16 protein-coding genes are annotated in these 18032 nt (G+C 44.8%); 9 read left to right on the plus strand and 7 right to left on the minus strand.

Going from position 1 to position 18032, the window contains the following annotated elements; genetic code table 11:
* Window positions 1-102: 102 nt before the first annotated feature.
* The 9 genes from G3W54_RS09280 to G3W54_RS09320 all read left to right on the plus strand — a co-directional run bounded on the left by G3W54_RS09280 (window position 103) and on the right by G3W54_RS09320 (window position 10234).
* Window positions 103-1218, plus strand: a complete 1116-nt coding sequence (locus G3W54_RS09280) for a mandelate racemase/muconate lactonizing enzyme family protein (protein WP_162652783.1) — start codon at window positions 103-105, stop codon at window positions 1216-1218.
* Window positions 1219-1403: 185 nt separating this feature from the next.
* On the plus strand, window positions 1404-2423 hold the full coding sequence (locus G3W54_RS09285; RefSeq protein ID WP_162652784.1) for a TRAP transporter substrate-binding protein: 1020 nt from the start codon (window positions 1404-1406) through the stop codon (window positions 2421-2423).
* A 69-nt stretch (window positions 2424-2492) separates the two neighbouring features.
* On the plus strand, window positions 2493-3659 hold the full coding sequence (locus tag G3W54_RS09290) for a mandelate racemase/muconate lactonizing enzyme family protein (RefSeq protein WP_162652785.1): 1167 nt from the start codon (window positions 2493-2495) through the stop codon (window positions 3657-3659).
* A 14-nt stretch (window positions 3660-3673) separates the two neighbouring features.
* Window positions 3674-4522 carry a TRAP transporter small permease gene (locus G3W54_RS09295; protein ID WP_162652786.1) on the plus strand — a complete coding sequence of 283 codons (849 nt, stop codon included), beginning with the start codon at window positions 3674-3676 and terminating at the stop codon, window positions 4520-4522.
* Window positions 4522-6150, plus strand: a complete 1629-nt coding sequence (locus tag G3W54_RS09300; protein ID WP_162652787.1) for a TRAP transporter large permease subunit — start codon at window positions 4522-4524, stop codon at window positions 6148-6150. Before G3W54_RS09295 ends, G3W54_RS09300 begins: the two co-directional genes overlap by 1 nt.
* 16 nt (window positions 6151-6166) lie before the next feature.
* Entirely contained in the window at window positions 6167-7114 is a 948-nt protein-coding gene (locus G3W54_RS09305) for a phytanoyl-CoA dioxygenase family protein (protein ID WP_162652788.1), read from the plus strand.
* On the plus strand, window positions 7107-8207 hold the full coding sequence (locus tag G3W54_RS09310) for a Gfo/Idh/MocA family oxidoreductase (RefSeq protein ID WP_162652789.1): 1101 nt from the start codon (window positions 7107-7109) through the stop codon (window positions 8205-8207). Before G3W54_RS09305 ends, G3W54_RS09310 begins: the two co-directional genes overlap by 8 nt.
* Complete coding sequence (locus G3W54_RS09315) at window positions 8208-9116, plus strand: DMT family transporter (RefSeq protein ID WP_162652790.1); 909 nt, start codon at window positions 8208-8210, stop codon at window positions 9114-9116. It begins immediately after the preceding gene.
* Between the two features lie 197 nt (window positions 9117-9313).
* Window positions 9314-10234: a carbohydrate kinase gene (locus G3W54_RS09320; RefSeq protein WP_162652791.1), complete on the plus strand. Its 921-nt coding sequence runs from the start codon at window positions 9314-9316 to the stop codon at window positions 10232-10234.
* Between the two features lie 57 nt (window positions 10235-10291).
* Here the strand turns inward: G3W54_RS09320 and G3W54_RS09325 are convergent, their stop codons facing one another.
* From G3W54_RS09325 to G3W54_RS09355, 7 genes are all read right to left on the minus strand, one after another.
* Window positions 10292-11437 carry an iron-containing alcohol dehydrogenase gene (locus G3W54_RS09325; RefSeq protein ID WP_162652792.1) on the minus strand — a complete coding sequence of 382 codons (1146 nt, stop codon included), beginning with the start codon at window positions 11435-11437 and terminating at the stop codon, window positions 10292-10294.
* A complete protein-coding gene (locus G3W54_RS09330) occupies window positions 11438-12817 on the minus strand; it encodes an aldehyde dehydrogenase family protein (RefSeq protein ID WP_162652793.1) in 1380 nt (459 codons plus the stop codon).
* A 6-nt stretch (window positions 12818-12823) separates the two neighbouring features.
* Window positions 12824-14191 carry a glutamine synthetase family protein gene (locus G3W54_RS09335; RefSeq protein ID WP_162652794.1) on the minus strand — a complete coding sequence of 456 codons (1368 nt, stop codon included), beginning with the start codon at window positions 14189-14191 and terminating at the stop codon, window positions 12824-12826.
* Between the two features lie 84 nt (window positions 14192-14275).
* The gene (locus G3W54_RS09340) at window positions 14276-15307 is read right to left on the minus strand and encodes a TRAP transporter substrate-binding protein (RefSeq protein ID WP_162652795.1); all 1032 of its coding nucleotides are present in this window, start codon (window positions 15305-15307) and stop codon (window positions 14276-14278) included.
* A gap of 59 nt (window positions 15308-15366) precedes the next feature.
* Complete coding sequence (locus G3W54_RS09345) at window positions 15367-16692, minus strand: TRAP transporter large permease subunit (RefSeq protein WP_162652796.1); 1326 nt, start codon at window positions 16690-16692, stop codon at window positions 15367-15369.
* Window positions 16682-17257 (minus strand): TRAP transporter small permease subunit, encoded by a 576-nt coding sequence (locus G3W54_RS09350; protein ID WP_162652797.1) that lies wholly within the window; start codon window positions 17255-17257, stop codon window positions 16682-16684. The genes G3W54_RS09345 and G3W54_RS09350 overlap by 11 nt, the downstream gene beginning before the upstream one ends.
* A complete protein-coding gene (locus tag G3W54_RS09355) occupies window positions 17254-18018 on the minus strand; it encodes an N-formylglutamate amidohydrolase (RefSeq protein WP_162652798.1) in 765 nt (254 codons plus the stop codon). Before G3W54_RS09355 ends, G3W54_RS09350 begins: the two co-directional genes overlap by 4 nt.
* Between the last annotated feature and the right edge of the window lie 14 nt (window positions 18019-18032).

Raw genomic sequence — 18032 nt, forward strand, 5'->3', positions numbered from 1 at the left:
GAAAAACTATTAAAAACAACTTGACTCAAACAGACTTTCCCGATTTCCTGCACCCAAGTTTGGTTCTACCAAATAAGATTATTATTATTAAGGGAAGTTGGTTTGGCAAAAATAACCTCTATATGTGTTAGGTTATTTCACATTCCGCTAGCAGAAGTGCTGGTCGACGCTAAGCATGGAAATCACACCCATTTCGAACTCATCACCACAACAATACAACTCGATGACGGACGCGAGGGCACAGGATATACATACACGGGTGGTAAAGGCGGTTTTGCGATCAGTGCAATGATTGAGCATGACCTTGCACCGTTTTTAATTGGAAAAGATGCCGAACCAATTGAAAAGCTCTACGAAGCGATGCTTTGGCATGTCCATTATGTAGCCAGAGGTGGCATCGCGTCATTTGCAATCTCAGCAGTTGATATAGCCTTATGGGATCTTAAAGGTAAAGAACTCGGCAAATCCCTTAAACAGATGGTCGGAAACACAAATTCCAGTTGCAAAGCATATTGCGGTGGCATTGATTTGGCATTTTCACTACCGAAGCTCTCAAGTAGCGTTGAGAATTACCTTGAACGTGGTTTCAACGGCGTAAAAATTAAAGTCGGACAGCCAGAATTAAAGACAGACATTGATCGCGTAGAAGCAATACGAAAGCTTATCGGACCTGATTTAGCCTTCATGGTCGATGCAAATTATTCAATGGAAGTTGACCAAGCAATCGAAGCGGCAAATGCTTTTTCTGACTATGATATAAAATGGTTCGAAGAACCTATCATTCCCGATAATTATGAAGGCTACGCACACATCGCTACGATGACTGGAGTTCCATTAGCGATGGGTGAAAATCTACATACAATTCATGAATTTGGTTATGCACTAAACCAATCAAAACTGAGCTACATTCAGCTTGATGCTTCAAATTGCGGCGGAATAACCGGTTTCATGCAAGCCGCCAATTTGGCAAAATCCTTTGGTGTGCCTGTCTGTAGCCATGGCATGCAAGAACTTCATGTCAGCCTTCTGTCGGGCATTCCAGATGCTGGGTGGTTAGAAGTGCATGCATTCCCGATTGAACATTATACTGAGCGTCCGCTGGTCATCGAAGACTGCCTTGCCATTGCACCAGACACACATGGAACCGGCGTGACGTTTAATTGGGAGAAGCTGGAAAAAGAAGATCTACTCTCCGCGAACATCCGGAGGGTTGCTTAACAGTTCAATTTTAAACGAACTCATTAATTGAATATATAAAATGTTCAGTTCGGAGGAACCTGTACATTACAAACATTCTAAAGATACATGAAAAACTTTGGAATTTAAGGTCATTACAAAGACCAACAATGTGGCGGCAATTTAGCTGCCAATAAAATGACTAAAGCAAAACTGGGAGGAACCTTATGCTTAAAATACTAACACAAACATTGCTTGCAGGTGCAACTGCATTGGCATTTATGGCTGGCAGCGCAGCTGCGGAACAAACAAAGCTTCGCATTCAAACGCACTTTTCAACTGAAACACTATCTGGCAAAATGGCCGGAGAATTTATTGAAGACGTTAAGGCAATGTCCAACGGCGAAATTGAAATAGAAATGTTCTATTCAGGTGCCGTTGTTAAAGCAGCTGAGACATTTGACGCCGCTGCAACCGGTATCCTCGATTGCGACATGACAGGTGGCGCTTATCAAACTGGTAAAAACCCGGCATTTCAGTTCGCTGGCGATTTAACCGGTGGTTACCAAAACCCATATCAGCAATATGCCTGGCTTCTTCACGGCGGTGGTTATGATGCGCTAAACAAACTCTACAATGCCAATAATATGGAATTTGTAGGTTGGTGGATTCCAGGTCCTGAATCGCTATCTTCAACAAAACCATTTACAGGCGTTGCAGACCTTAAGGGCTGGAAATTCCGTTCACCTCCAGGTGTAATTACCAACATTTTCACAAAGCTTGGCGCTTCGCCAATTGTGATGGATTTCAACGAAATCTTTACAGCTCTTGAAACTGGTATCATCGATGGCGCCGATGCGGCTAACTTGACCAACAATGTCGGTCTTGGCTTGTATGATATTGCGAATAACACAAACTATCCAGGTTTCCACTCAATGCCTGCTGATCACCTGGCTTGTCGCAAGGACATCTGGGATGCAATGCCAGCACACCATAAGGCAATTTTGAAAGTTGGTATGCAGGCACTTGGCCTGAAAAACTCAACAATCAACGAAGTTCAAAACGCTCAAACAGCAAAAGAACTGGCCGCAAAGGGTGTGAAACTAAATACTTGGTCTGATTCCGACATGGCAGTTTATCGTGGTGCCGTTCAAGAAGCTTGGACAGAATTTGCGACAACACCAGAAGCAAAAGAGCTTTTGGATAGTCACGTTTCTTTCCTTAAAGACCTTGGCGCAATGAAATAACAGCCAAACTAAATTAGGTTGGCGGCAGTTGCAAAACACTGTCGCCAATTTTATATGGGCACCCCAACTATGAAAATCATCAAAGTAACCAGTCATATTCTCCAATATGACATGCCGGAGCAACTTGGATATTCGCAACAATATTATGCGAAGCGAAGTGCGCATTTGGTTGAAGTAGAAACTGATGATGGCATCACGGGTTGGGGAGAATGTTTTGGGCCAGGAAACATTGCAATCGCCAATAAATCCATTGTTGAGAATGTCATTCAACCCATGATCTTGGGTGATGATCCGATGGATAGAGACGTCATCTGGCATAAAGTTTATAATCTCATGCGCGATCATGGGCAAAAAGGCATGCCGATGCAATCACTATCTGGTGTAGATATCGCCTTGTGGGACATAGCAGGCAAGGTTGCAAAACTTCCATTATACAAGCTCATTGGCGGTGCGCACAGAAAGGATATTTCCGTATATGGTTACGGAATGATGCTGCGCCCAGAGCCCATAGAGCAACTCATCTCTCGGTTTGCGGACGAGGCTGCCGCAATTAAGGACATGGGCTTTTCAGCTACCAAGATGAAAATTGGCATGGGTCCGAAGGATGACATTCGCCTGGCAGAAACCGTCCGATACAGTGTCGGGGATGATTTTCGTTTTATGGCTGATGCAAACCATTGCTACACGACAAGCGACGCCTTCTACGTTGGCAGAGCGCTGGATGAATTAGGTGCTTATTGGTTTGAAGAACCAATTGCACCTGAGGATTTGGACGGTTATCGTGAACTTCGACAAGGCTTGAAAGTTAATATTTCTGGCGGGGAAGCTGAATTTAACCGATGGGGTTGGCGCGGCCTTCTAGAGGCAAGAGGACTGGACATTGCCCAACCGGAGGTCTGCGCATTGGGCGGAATTTCCGAATATCTACGAGTACTAGCCCTATGTCATGCGCATTTCACACCCGTAGTTAATCATGTGTGGGGTTCGGCAATCGCAGTTGCCACAAATATGCATCTCCTGATGGCAATGCCGGATTTACCGGGTGGATTGCACCCTTGGGAACCAATGCTTGAATTTGACACAACAGATAACAAGTTCCGTGATGAGTTACTCACAACACCACTTGATATTCAATCACAGGTAAAACAGAATGGTGGACGCGTGGTAGCGCCCGTCGGAGACGGGTTAGGAGTGGAACCTGATCGAGATTTCATTCGCCATTATAAGATTCATTGATGGGAGGGGCTAAATTGGACGAGAAAACTGGTGGTCTAAAGGAGTGGATATACCCATTTGCATTCATTTTTTGTGCTGGTTGGGTCATATGGCACGGGCCTGCATACATTCTTGATTTTGTACCCCATGATAATGAAAGCATGGTTGCACAGATGACAGAACTGCATCAGCGCAAAGACGTTTCACCCGGCCTATCTGGCCTCTTCGGCGGATTAACAGATATTATAGATTGGATTGCGCTTCTACTCGTTCCAGTATTTTTCTATCTTGGTATGCGATCTTTAATGCTAGCGACAATGGAATTTCAACAATATAGTCGCGCCGATAAATTCGCAATGTTCATTGGCCGCATCACCATGATCTTGATCATTTCCATGACATTGATCATGCTATACGAGGTTTTACTACGTTATGCGATTGAGGCTCCAACCCTTTGGGCCAACGAGCTGACTCTTTGGATTGCAGGCTTTGTCTTTATGCTGTCGGGTATTTATGCCATGCAACAGCGCAGCCACATACGTATTTTTATCATCTATGACATCATGCCCAGATGGGCTCAACATGTATGCGACACCATATCAGTTACACTGCTTTGGTTCTTTGCTGCCTGTCTGGTTTTTGGAAGTTACAATCAAGTCTTCATCATCAAATTTTATCGCTGGCAGACGTTTGGAACCGCGTTTGACCCACCCATTCCAGCGACAATTCAACCAATGATCTTGATCACTGTTTGCCTCATTTCTTTGCAAGCGCTGCTTAACTTGATAGCCGATTGGAACCGAGATCCATCAGAGATTATCGAAAAAGATGTTATCGACGAAGAAGAACTTGAAGCGATCAAAAAAAGCGTAGGGGCAAGTTAATGGATATAGGAACTATATCAATAGTATTGGTTATCGGACTAGTCTTTCTGCTGGGTATCGGCATGCCGCTTGGATTTGCATCTGCGGTCCTTGCAGCGCTTGTAATGATCATGAAATTTGAGCCAAATATTCTCGTCGATCCTCTTAGTTTTGGTGAGGGCATGCTGACGGGACGTCCGGGAACAGGTGCGCTCTATATTCTAACTCAAAAAATCTATGACTTGATGACAGAATATGTACTCATATCAGTCCCCTTGTTTATATTCATGGCAGCCTTGTTGGAACGTTCAGGCGTTGCGAAACAAATGTATGATAGTCTGGATTTCTGGATGTCGCGTATGCGCGGCGGCATCGCCATTGTTACCTCTCTTATGGCTGTTTTAATGGCTGCAATGTCAGGTATTATTGGTGGCGAAGTGGTATTACTTGGCCTGATCGCACTGCCGCAGATGCTGCGCCTTGGCTACAATCAAAATTTGGCGATCGGTACAATCTGCGCTTCCGGCTCACTTGGCACCATGATTCCACCCTCAATTGTTTTGATCATTTACGGTTTGATAACCGAAACATCTATTAAGGCACTATTCACTGGCGCTTTTTTACCGGGCTTCATGCTTGCAAGCTTCATTATCCTATACATTATCATCCGTACACAACTTGATCCTTCACAAGCACCATTACCTGAACCTAAAGAAGGAGATCCAGAAGGCAGCGAGAAGGCTGTTATGTTCTGTGGGTTCCTATCCATTCTGGTTGCCAGTGCAACGACTCTACTGCTGGCCCGAGTAGCCTTCCTCACCCTAACCGAACGTAATGTTCCCACCGGTGAGAATTTCGAACCACCAGCCTTAGGCATGCTAGATCAGGCGCCATATATGATCGGTATACTGATGATCGCATTGGCGTTCATATTCTTTGTTGTCGGGATTGAAAAAACAAAAAGTGGTTGGAAACATGGCAAAGGTTTAGTTCCGCCACTTACTGTTATCGGCATTGTACTCGGCTCAATTTATGGCGGCATAACAGGCATCACAGAGGCCGCGGGCATGGGTGCTTTGGCTGTCTTTGGCATTGCTGCATTACGGGGTGAAGCGTCCGTCGAACTCGTATGGGTCAGCCTTATGCGCACCCTACGTTCAACCGGCACAATTATTTGGGTTACAGTGGGTGCGGCAGCTTTGGCAGGCGCATACACGCTTGCAGGTGGGCCGGCCTATATCGCACAATTAATTGTTGGCGCGGAAATGCCAACAATGGTGGTCATCCTGACAATGATGGTCATTCTACTGTTCATGGGTGCTTTCATGGATTGGGTCGGAATTGTCTTGCTCATCATTCCTGTTTTCCTACCTATCGTGAAGAAATTACCAATTGATGAGATTGGCTTTATCGGCCAACTTTCGCCTCAACATGTATCAATTTGGTTTGGTGTTCTGTTCTGCATGAATATGCAGGTTAGCTTCTTGTCGCCGCCATTTGGACCAGCGGCTTTCTATCTGAAATCAGTTGCACCATCGCATATTTCACTAACAGACATTTTCAGAGGTTTCTTACCATTTATCGGTGTTCAATTACTGGCATTGATGGTCCTCCTCATATGGCCATCGATTGTTACGTTATTGCTCTAATATAAGGACAAGCTCGATGATTAACGAAAGTCAGGTCGAAACATTTAAAAATCAAGGCTACCTTGTTGTCGAGGATCTATTGGATCAAAAAACGCTCCGTGCGATTCATCAGGAATATAGCGAGTTGATGGATGAACTATATGAAACATGGTGGCGCGAAGGAAAGCTTGAAAAAACACCAGATAATTTGAGTTTCTGGGAAAAACTTGATTGTGCCTATCAAGGAGGATTTGACTGGTATCAACCATTTGATATCAGCCTGCCTCATTCCAATATCACCGACAAAACGCCCATACATATTGGTCCAGCAGTGTTTGCCATGGCTACGCACAAAAATATTCTTGATATGGTTGAAAAGCTTATAGGCCCCGAAATTACATCTAACCCAATACAACATGTGCGGATCAAACCACCACAACAATCGGTGTCAAATTCTGAAAACCGAGCACACGTGATCGCTACAGATTGGCACCAAGATATGGGGGTTACGTTGCAGGAAGCAGATAAAACAGAGTTTGTAACCGTTTGGCTCGCAATTAAAGACGCAACAATTGAGAATGGATGTCTTCAAGTTGCAGCTGGAAATTATGACCAGATGCTGCCGCATTGCTCAAAAACGCAAGTTGGAATTGCAGATAAATTTATACCTTCCGGCAAAACAACACCTACGCCTGTTAAGGCTGGTGGAGCTGTGATTTTTCACCCTCTTACACCACATTCTTCATTGGCAAATAACAGCGATGGATATAGGTGGTCGTTTGATCTTCGATATAATGTAACAGGACAACCAACCGGGCGTAGCCAATTCCCTAGTTTTGTTGCACGTTCAAAAAACAATCCAAAAACAGAATTAAAGGACTGGAAGGTTTGGAAAAAAATGTGGGAAGATACACGTCACAAACTAGCACACGCCGACCATATCCCTCAGCATCGCTGGAATTCTGATAGTCCCTATTGTGCATAATGTAATCAATAAAACGCAGGCCGTCCGAATTGCGATCATGGGTGCGGGATTAATTGGGGAGCGCCATGCGCGACTTGCTGAGGCGCATCCAGATGTGGAGCTCGCAGCTATTATTGATCCAGACCCCAAAAAAAGCACATTAGCCGCTGAATTGAATTGTGAGCATTTCAATTCTCTGACAGACATTGCACCCAACATTTGCGATGCAGTTGTCATAGCAACCCCTAATTCAGACCATCTAAAGTCAGGCCTCCAATGCCTTGAAATGGGTTTGCCTTGCCTGATCGAAAAACCAATCGCAGACACCGTCGAAAATGCGGAGAAATTAGCTGTAGCATTTGAAAATCAGAACATTCCGTTGTTAATCGGTCATCACCGTCGATATCATCATTTTTCAACTCGAGCTAAGGACATCATAGAAAAAAATAAACTTGGGCGACCTATTTTAGCGTCCATAATTTGGGCGGTACGGAAACCAGATTCTTACTTCAAACAGGGAGTTTGGCGAACCAAATCAGACGGCGGTCCACTTTTAATAAACTTTATCCATGAGGCAGATCTGCTCCTCTATATATTTGGTAAAGTTATTAATGTTCAGGCCACAACATCAAATAGGCAGCGCAAACAAAGTGTAGAAGATACGGCTGCAATTATATTGACGTTTGAAACAGGCGTAATTGCGACGGTTGTTTTGAGCGATACTGCGCTTACCCCTTGGAGTTTTGAGGGCGCGTGTGGTGAAAACCCAAACATTGCCGAAACTGGTATTTCCTCATGGAGAATTGGCTGTACTGAGGGGGCTTTCGATTTTCCAAACCTAAACATTTGGACAGATAGCGAAAACGGAATTGGAGACTGGTCCCGTAAGCTTAAATCACAAACTCAGCAAGTGAGCCAAGTAGATCCACTTTATGACCAGCTATCACACTTTGTGGAGTTAATACGCGGCACGGCAAAAAAACCAATCTGTAGCGGTCGTGACGGTTTAGAAGCGCTCCGTCTCGTCGAATGGATAAAGCGTTCCGCCGACACTTCGCATTTCAGTAATGCAGATGTAACCAGTCCCTTGGATATCAAAAAGCGATTGGCATAAATGAATAATATTTCGAAAAAATTTGCTGCAGGTGGGCCACTCGTCGGCATCATAATGATCCTGATCGCAAATTTTCTCTTTTCCTTTGTTGACACCGGAGCAAAATGGCTTGCCATCTTAGGGATGTCTGCATTGCAGATCGCATTCATGCGATATGTAGGACATTTTGCAATTTCGTTGGGGCTCTTCGCTAAAGAAGGTTTCGATTGGAATGTCATAAGATGCGAAAAACAATTTCTAGTCATTTTGCGAGCGCTTTGCATTATGTTTGCAACCATCGCGAACTTCTTTGCAATTCGCTATCTATCACTCTCTCTTACATCAACAATTCTGTTTTCCTCACCAATTATCATCTGCGCGTTGTCTTGGCCTCTCCTTAGGGAACGAGTAGGAAAATTCCGATGGATGGCAATTGGTTTGGGTTTCATCGGAATATTAATAGCTATCAGACCTTTTGACGAAAGTTTTCACTGGGCCGTGCTTGTATCTTTGAGCGGAGCATTTGCTTATGCGCTCTACTCAATCATAACACGCAAATTGTCCGGTACCGTTCCGGCAAATACGATGCAATTTTGGACCGGGCTTATTGGAACAATTGCGATCCTACCATTTGCAATTCTAGATTGGCAAACACCTGTATCCAACTTTGAGTGGTTAGTTATGTTTAGTTTGGGCGTATTTGCATGGGCCGGGCATCAATTCTTCACAAAAGCTATAGCGCACGCCCCACCTAATCTGCTCATGCCATTTGGGTATGTGTTCATTTTGTATGTAACAACTTGGAGCTTCTTTGTATTTGACGAAGTCCCCGACATGTGGACAATTACTGGTGCGTTCATCATCATCATAGCTGGTCTTTTAATATGGTTCCGAGAGAAAAAATTAAGCGCATCAAATATTCAAACTTAGACGAATACTGCAAATTACATAACCTATTATTGCAACACGATAACACTCACTTGAACCGACACAACATTTAGAGGTATATGTTTTTATCTGCCTGAAGAGAAAAATGAACTTCTTATTTCGAGATCAAGTTTTGGAACATCTATCTGTTTGATTGCAAAGGCGGGCCGAAACTTTAAACTAGCTATCAGGATAAAATAATGATCGTCTGTTGCGGAGAGGCATTAATTGACATGCTTCCAAGAAAGTTAACCTCTAGCGAGGATGTATTCCTACCTGTCCCGGGTGGCGCCATATTCAATACAGCCATTGCTCTTGGTCGTTTGGGCGAAGACGTCGGTTTCATCTCCGGAATATCGACAGACATGTTTGGCACACAGCTTGTCGAGGCTTTAAACGCATCGCATGTTTCCGAAAGCTATTGTATACGAAATGACCAGCCTACCACACTTGCATTTGTTAAGCTGACAGACGGAAATGCCAAGTATTCTTTCTTTGATGAACAAAGCGCAGGGCGCAACATCTCCCAACAAGACTTACCGACAATAAGTGCTGATGTTGAGGCGCTTCATTTCGGAGCCATCAGTTTGATCCCCGAACCATGTGGTTCTACTTACGAAACATTATTACTCAAACAAGCTCCCTCCCATGTCATTTCTCTCGATCCCAATATCCGAATAAGCTTCATAAAGGATGCTGAGAAACATCGGGCGCGAATAAAACGCATGGCAGAAGCTTCCGACATCATAAAAGTCTCCGATGAAGACTTGGCATGGATTGCGGAAACTTCAAATGAAAGGTCTCAAATAGATCAATGGCTTTCTGCCTCCGCCTCAATTGTAATTATTACACGCGGAGGTGATGGCGCAGACGTCTACACGAAGAACTATCATTTCAATTCACCCGCAATCAAAACTACAATAGTTGATACGGTCGGTGCTGGTGACACATTTAATGCTGGTTTATTATCAGGGCTTAAACGTGCAAACCTTCTCCGTAAAGACAAGCTTGTATCCATTGGGCAAGACGATCTAGAAAAAGCAGTCCATCTAGCCAACAAGGTCGCAAGCATTACTGTTTCTCGAGCAGGTGCAAATCCACCTTGGAAGCATGAACTATAGAACGATAATAACCCATGCCCTCAAGTGAAGCGTCTCTAGAAGGTTAGCCACAGCTTATCAAACAAGCTCTTCAAGAAGTTTACGCGTATTCTGCTCGTTCATTTCGATCGGATTTCCGCCGGTACTTGGGTCAGCCAAAGCACCTTTTACGAGCCGATCCATATCTGGATTTTCAATTCCAAGTTCAGACAGGGTTTTCGGAATTTTCATTGAAGCATTGAGATCATCCACATAGGTGCAGAAACCACTAAACCCGCCTTCAATATCTAGATATGCTGCAGCCGAATTAAAACGTTCTTCGATAGCATCTTTATTAAACTGCAAAACAGCAGGCATGCAAACTGCATTGGTTGTGCCATGATGTGTATGGTAGATCGCGCCAATTGGATGGCTCAACGCATGGATAGCGCCTAAACCTTTTTGAAATGCTGTGGCTCCCATTGCAGCAGCAGACATCATATGCGCGCGCGCCTCAATGTCTGTACCATCAGCATAAGCACGTGGTAAATATTCTTTAACCAGACGCATTCCTTCAAGCGCTATCCCCTGGCTCATTGGATGGTAATGGGGGCTAGAATAAGCCTCCACGCAATGGGCAAACGCGTCAAGTCCGGTTCCAGCAGTCAAAAACTGGGGCATTCCAACGGTAAGTTCCGGATCACAAATCACAACAGTTGGAAGCAATTTGGGGTGAAAGATAATTTTCTTCTCTTGGCTATCAGATTTTGTGATGATGCTGGCGCGTCCTACTTCAGAACCGGTACCAGCTGTTGTAGGGACGGCAACAATTGGAGCAATTGCATCGGCATCGGCTCGCGTCCACCAATCATCCACATCTTCAAAATCCCATAATGGTCGTGTCTGACCTGCCATGAGCGCTATAACTTTAGCTAAATCCAGGCCAGATCCGCCACCAAATGCGACTACTCCATCATAGCCACCTTCACGATAAATACGAACACCTTCTTCGGCATTGTTATCTGTCGGATTGGGATCAACCTCGGAGAACATCCCCCGTCCCAGACCGCTTGCCTCAAGAATATCAAGTGTACGTTTTGTGATATCCATACTTGCTAATCCGCGATCCGTAACAAGAAGTGGCTTCTTCATTCCAGATTGAATACAAGCATCTGCAATTTCCGAAATTCGACCAACGCCAAATTTCATTGCTGTAGGGTATGACCAGTTTCCAACGAGTTGCATTTAATTAGCTTTCTTAAGGTGGTATGATTTTGGGCGTGTTAGATTATGATAACCGATAATTGAAAGGCCGCCGCCGCGTCCGGTATCCTTGCAACCAGTCCAACATAGAGCCGGATCGAGGTAATCACATCTGTTCATGAAAATAGTACCAGTTTCGATTTGATCACCGATACGTTGCGCGCGATCAACATCCTTTGTCCACAAAGATGCAGTCAAACCGAAATCACTATCGTTCATCAATTTTATAGCTTCATCATCGTCACGAACCGGCATAATTCCAACAACGGGACCGAATGACTCATCACGCATTACGCGCATGTTATGGCTCACATTAGTCAGGATTTGCGGAGAAAGATAAGCACCACCATCATCCTCGGCGAACCTATCGATGTGAGCTTTGGCGCCAGCAGAAATCGCTTCATCTATTTGCGCACGTACTTCATCTGCAAACCGCTTGTGTGCCATAGGCCCAATTGTTGTTTCAGCCTCAAGTGGATTGCCAAGCTTATAATTCGATACGATCGAAACGGCTTTCTCTACGAAACGATCGAACAGGCTTTCAGCCACATAGATACGCTCAATTCCACAACAGCATTGGCCTGAATTAAACATGGCACCATCGATCAGCGTCTCAACGGCCGCATCAAGATCAGCATCTTCCATGACATAGCCCGGGTCTTTACCGCCAAGCTCCAACCCAAGCCCTGTAAATGTGCCCGCAGCTGCTTGCTCCATAGCTTTGCCACCACCGACAGATCCAGTGAAATTTACAAAACCAAAATTTTTAGCAGCAATGAGATCACTTGTTGTTTGATGATCAAGGAATACATTTTGAAATAGCCCCTGCGGCAGCCCCGCTTCCAGAAAGGCTTTCGCCATGCGCTCACCCACCAATAGAGTTTGCGTTGCATGCTTTAGTAAAACAGCATTGCCCGCAATGAGCGCCGGAGCAACGGTATTTATGGCGGTCATATATGGATAGTTCCATGGCGCAACAACAAGTACTAAACCATGCGGAACTCTCTTAATGTAACGCGCAAAATTATCATCGTTGGAAATTGATACATCAGCAAGAGCATCATGAGCGATATCAGCCATATAGCTTGCACGCTCGTTAAAGCCGCCAAACTCACCGCCGTAACGAACAGGACGTCCCATTTGCCATGCAAGCTCGGTTATGATTTCATCATTCATCTTACCAATAGCGGCAACGCCAGCCATCACGAGATCTATACGTTCCTGTAACGGGCGTTTCGCCCAATCAATTTGCGCTTGTTTTGCAACGGCAACGGCATGCGAAGCCTCTGATGCGTTTAGAACTGGACGCTCCGCGTAGATGGACCCATCAATGGGGGATATACATTTTAGTAGTTTAGACACTGTTGGTTACGACCTTTCAAAACCACGTGCAACTTCATAATCAGTTACAACTCTATCAAATTCTTCTTGCTCCCAAGTGGCCGCACGAACATAGTGATCAATAACGTCATCACCCATCGCTTCACGCAACATTTTGGAATTCCGCAACATTTCAGCCGCCGCCCGTAATGAGGTCGGGATATCTTCCAGTTTTTCGCTTTTATACACATCACCATCGCTTGGCGGCGCAAGTTCGAGTTTGTCTTCAATACCCTTTATGCCCGCAGCGAGTTGCGCAGCTATCGCAAGATAAGGGTTTAAATCCGAACCACCAATACGACATTCAATCCGAACTCCTAATGTCCCCTCACCGCAAAGACGAAAGGCAGAAGTTCTGTTATCGACAGACCAGGTGATCTTTGTCGGCGCAAAAGTGCCCGGCGCAAAACGTTTATAGGAGTTAATATAGGGAGCTAAAAAGTATGTTGCATCGCTTGCGTGGGTTAAAAGTCCAGCAACATAGTGGCGCATGATGTCAGACATTCCGTATTTTTTATCTTTGTCAAAAAACGCACTTTCACCATCCTTTGTCCATAAAGATTGATGTATATGAGAAGATGAACCAACTTTATCATGGTGCCATTTTGGCAAGAAGGTGGCTGCCCTACCCTGCTGCCAGGCGATCTCTTTGACAGCGTGTTTTGCTATCGTATGATATTCAGCACACTCCATTGCAAGCCCATATCGAATGTTTAATTCCTCTTGGCCTGCCTCCGCCTCACCTTTGGTGTTTTCTACAGGAATACCAGCAGCAACCAGATGATTACGCAACGGGCGCATAATGCCCTCTTCCTTCGTGGTTTGCAGAATATGATAATCTTCATTATATCCGCTGATCGGCTCAAGATCCTTGAACCCGGACTTACGAATATCATCGAAGCTCTTTTCAAACAAAAAGAACTCAAGTTCGGTTGCAGTTTTAGCCTCAAAACCCAGTGCAGAAAGTCGTTCAACCTGACGCTTTAAAACAGCGCGAGGTGAATGCGGAATTTCCTCATGCGTATGGTGATCAAGCACATCACACAGCACAAGTGCTGTACCTTCCAACCATGGAACAATGCGAATGGATGATAGATCAGGCTTCATGACATAATCGCCATAACCAGTTTCCCAACTGGTGGAGGCATAACCATCCGGCGTTGCCATTTCCAAATCTGTTGCCAACAGATAGTTACAGCAATGGGTTTCTTTATAGGCGCTTTCCAAAAAATTGGATACGTGAAAACGTTTGCCCATTAACCGGCCCTGCATATCAACAAGACAAGTCAGAACGGTGTCAATTGTACCATCTTCTGCCAATTTTATGAGTTCGTCAAATGATATGGTTCCGGGCATTTCAGTCAATCCTTTAAAACTTGATGCAAACAGACGCCCGTTTTCGAGCGGCTGTTCTTCTTTTGATTTATGCTAGGACATTGCCTATCTATAAGGACGGCCAGCTTTTTGCATATCCGAATTATATTTGCGGAAGATTTCAACCACTTTTGCTTTTGTTTCAGATTCTGCAGCAATTTCATCCCAGAATTTAACAGCAGCAGCTTCTACTGGTGCCCACTCTTCATCTGGAATAGTTGTAAGCTTCATCTTTGTGCCATTCACGCGAAGGTCTGCTTCACCACCCCAATACCACCACTGACGATAGTAATGGCTTTGATCTGTACAGACTTTGAACAGTTCTTGAAGATGTGGAGGTAACTCATTCCAACGATCCATATTGGCAAAGAATGAACCAGCCCATGCACCAGAAATATTGTTGGTTAGGAAGTAGTCCGTCACATCAGCCCAGCCGACCGTGTAATCTTCGGTGATACCTGACCACGCAACACCATCAAGCTCGCCAGTTTGCACGGCAGTTTCAATATCTTCCCAAGGTAGCGTGACGGGGATGACGCCAAATTGGGACAGGAACCGACCCGCCGTTGGGAATGTAAAGACGCGCAGTCCTTTCAAATCCTCGAGTGAATTAATTGGTTTTTTGGTAGCGAAGTGACATGGGTCCCAAGCACCAGCTGAAATGTGCTTCACACCAACTGCTGAATATTCCTGATCCCAAATCTCGCCCAAACCATATTGATTAAATAGAACTGGAACATCTAGCGAATAGCGGCTTCCAAATGGAAAATAACCACCGAACACTGTCACTTCCGTTGGCGATGCCATTGAATCATCATCAGATTGCACCGCATCAATAGTGCCCTTTTGCATCGCACGGAATAATTCACCTGTTGGTACGAGCTGATCTGCATAGAACAGTTCAATTTCCATCTCGTCGCCAGCAATTTTGTTAAAGCTGTCTATCGCAGGTTTTATCACATGTTCTGCAAGTGCAGCACCTGCATAAGTTTGTAATCGCCATTTGATCTTAGATTGCGCAAGAGCTGGCGTTGCCAATGCAGCTGCTGGCGCTGCAATGGCAGCTCCCTTAATAAAGGTCCGTCTTGAAGTCGTCATTTCATTTCTCCTTGTTGTGGTTGTTCCCAACCGGTTTGGCTTCATTTTAGAAGTTCTTATTATTTTCCATAAACCTGTTCTGGCAGCCACATTGCTATTTGCGGAAACACGATGACCAAAGTCAAAGCGAACAGCATAACCAAAACAAATGGTGCAATGGAGCCATAAATATCTCTAAGTGTGATTTCTGGTGGTGCCATGGCACGCATCAAGAATAAATTGTAACCAAATGGTGGCGTCATATAAGCGATCTGGGTCGTGATCGTGTAAAGCACGCCATACCAAACAAGATCAAAACCCAACGCCTGAACCAGAGGCACATAAAGTGGAGCAACGATTACCAGCATCGCCGTATCATCCAAGAAAGTTCCCATCACCAGGAATGAAAGCTGCATCAGAATTAGAATAACCCACGGATTTAGTCCAAGTTGGTCAGTGAATAATGTCTCAATTGCCTTAACGGCACCAAGACCATCAAATACCGCGCCAAAACCAAGCGCCGCCAAAATAATCCACATAAACATGCATGAAATTGCAAGCGTTTGACGAACAGAAACCTCAAAGACTTTTCGGTTCATGCGACCTTTTAAAACAGCAGCTAAAAAGGCCGTACTTGCGCCCACTGCGGAGCTTTCGACCAACGAAGTCCAGCCTTTTACAAACGGAACCATCATCACCGCAAAAATGAACAGCGGCAGCAAACCCGCGCGTAGGAGCTTCATTTTTTCGCCAAAAGACAGATTATCTCTTTCATCCTCACTAAGCGCAGGACCAAGTTCTGGCTGTATGCGACAACGAATATAGATGTAAATCATGAACATTGCGGCCATCATCAAACCAGGGAACACCCCTGCTAACCATAGCTGACCCACAGGTTGGCGAGCGATCATAGCATAAAGAACAAGCACGACAGAAGGCGGCACAAGAATACCAAGTGATGACCCTGCCTGTATGACACCTGTGACCATGCGTTTATCATATCCGCGCTTAAGTAATTCTGGCAGGGCTATCGTGGCACCAATTGCCATGCCTGCAACCGATAATCCATTCATTGCTGAAATCAGGATCATCAACCCAATTGTGCCAATCGCTAGCCCGCCCCTAACAGGTCCCATCCAGACATGAAACATCTTGTATAGATCATCAGCGATTTTAGATTCTGATAAAACATATCCCATGAATATGAACATCGGCAGAGTGAGGAGCGGATACCATTTCATGAGCTTCATGGCTGATGAGAATGCAATATCAGAACCGCCAGTCCCCCACAGAGCTAAAGCGGCAATAGCACCCACAGCGCCAATTGCACCAAACACGCGTTGACCGGTAAAAAGCATCAACATCATAGATGCAAACATGAAGAGGGCAATCATCTCATACGACATTAGATTTTGCCTCACGCAGCTTGATTATATCTTTTAAGAGTTCTGATATGGCTTGAAGCAGCATTAGAAAAATTCCAACGCACATGATCAGTTTGATTGGCCATAAATATGGTCGCCAAGCCGTCGGTGAGCGCTCTAAACGCCCAACATCTTCCTGTCCGATTAACAGCCCGGCCAAAAATTGCATCGGTTCGTCGCTATAATGGCCGAGTGAATAAGCCATTGATCCCAAACCGCCATAAAGCAACACACCCAGATACAACATCAGGAATAAAACCGTTATCGCATCGACTTGAGCTTTCTTCTTTGTTGACCATTCGCCGTAGAACAAATCCATTCTAACATTAGAGCCCATCTGGATTGAATATGGCCCGCCCAGAATGTAGTAAGTCACCATAGCAAATTGGGCAATTTCAAGAGTCCAGAGAGATGGCAGAAAAAAAGTCTTGGAAATTGATGACCACATCAAAATGGCGATCATAACAAAAATACCATACATCATAATGCGACCAATGCGATAGTTCACAGCATCGACAACGCGGATATATGATCTTGCAAAACTCATAAAACCACCGCTTTCGTCGTTTTATCTTTTGCCAGCTGGCCAAGAGCAGCCGATATAAGGCTTTCCAAAGTATCGGCTATTGATGTGCAATCCTTGTGACACGTCAACAGGTCATTTCGCACTTCAATCATGACATTGAGCAAACCTTTTTCAACACCATGTAATCGAATGGTATGAGTTACACCGTCACTGGGTCCATATGGTTCATTTCGCCTAATATTGAACTCTTGATAGCCTGCAATGGAATTTAACATCGCATCAACGACACGAGAATCATCATCATGCAGCAGGCCAATTTCAACGTCTCGTTTCTGACCATTATAAACTGGCGTAAAACTATGAATAGTCACCAACATTGGAGCGACTTGATGTTCTTCGATGGCTTTTTCTAAAGTACGTTTAAACGGTAAATAATAGTTCTCAACGCGATTTGTGATTTGAGCGCCAGAAAGATTTTTGTTTCCCGGAACTTCAAATATTTCGCTTTTTTGCGGAACCGCATCAATCGCATCCGGCGGACGATTGCAATCATAGACTAAGCGTGAAATACGATTAATCACAGCTGGTGCATTAAATCGATCGGCCAGTATACGAGTTACCGCTTCTGCTCCTGGATCCCATGCAATGTGACTGCTACGCGCTGGATCGACAAGCCCGAGTTCGTTGAAACATTCAGGGATAAAGGAACTTGCGTGTTCACACACAAAGAAGACCGGAGCCTGCGAATTATTACGGATATGATCAACAATTTCTTCGCTCATTAACCGGATTACCT

This window comes from Lentilitoribacter sp. Alg239-R112, assembly GCF_900537175.1.
Classification (GTDB): domain Bacteria; phylum Pseudomonadota; class Alphaproteobacteria; order Rhizobiales; family Rhizobiaceae; genus Lentilitoribacter.

Bases quoted from the DNA above. Each gene is read 5' to 3' on its own strand.
- G3W54_RS09300 (WP_162652787.1), top strand. From the start codon at position 4,522: ATGGATATAGGAACTATATCAATAGTATTGGTTATCGGACTAGTCTTT.
- G3W54_RS09320 (WP_162652791.1), top strand. From the start codon at position 9,314: ATGATCGTCTGTTGCGGAGAGGCATTAATTGACATGCTTCCAAGAAAG.
- G3W54_RS09355 (WP_162652798.1), bottom strand. From the start codon at position 18,018: ATGAGCGAAGAAATTGTTGATCATATCCGTAATAATTCGCAGGCTCCG.
- G3W54_RS09290 (WP_162652785.1), top strand. From the start codon at position 2,493: ATGAAAATCATCAAAGTAACCAGTCATATTCTCCAATATGACATGCCG.
- G3W54_RS09340 (WP_162652795.1), bottom strand. From the start codon at position 15,307: ATGACGACTTCAAGACGGACCTTTATTAAGGGAGCTGCCATTGCAGCG.
- G3W54_RS09335 (WP_162652794.1), bottom strand. From the start codon at position 14,191: ATGCCCGGAACCATATCATTTGACGAACTCATAAAATTGGCAGAAGAT.
- G3W54_RS09350 (WP_162652797.1), bottom strand. From the start codon at position 17,257: ATGAGTTTTGCAAGATCATATATCCGCGTTGTCGATGCTGTGAACTAT.
- G3W54_RS09305 (WP_162652788.1), top strand. From the start codon at position 6,167: ATGATTAACGAAAGTCAGGTCGAAACATTTAAAAATCAAGGCTACCTT.
- G3W54_RS09345 (WP_162652796.1), bottom strand. From the start codon at position 16,692: ATGTCGTATGAGATGATTGCCCTCTTCATGTTTGCATCTATGATGTTG.
- G3W54_RS09315 (WP_162652790.1), top strand. From the start codon at position 8,208: ATGAATAATATTTCGAAAAAATTTGCTGCAGGTGGGCCACTCGTCGGC.
- G3W54_RS09285 (WP_162652784.1), top strand. From the start codon at position 1,404: ATGCTTAAAATACTAACACAAACATTGCTTGCAGGTGCAACTGCATTG.
- G3W54_RS09325 (WP_162652792.1), bottom strand. From the start codon at position 11,437: ATGCAACTCGTTGGAAACTGGTCATACCCTACAGCAATGAAATTTGGC.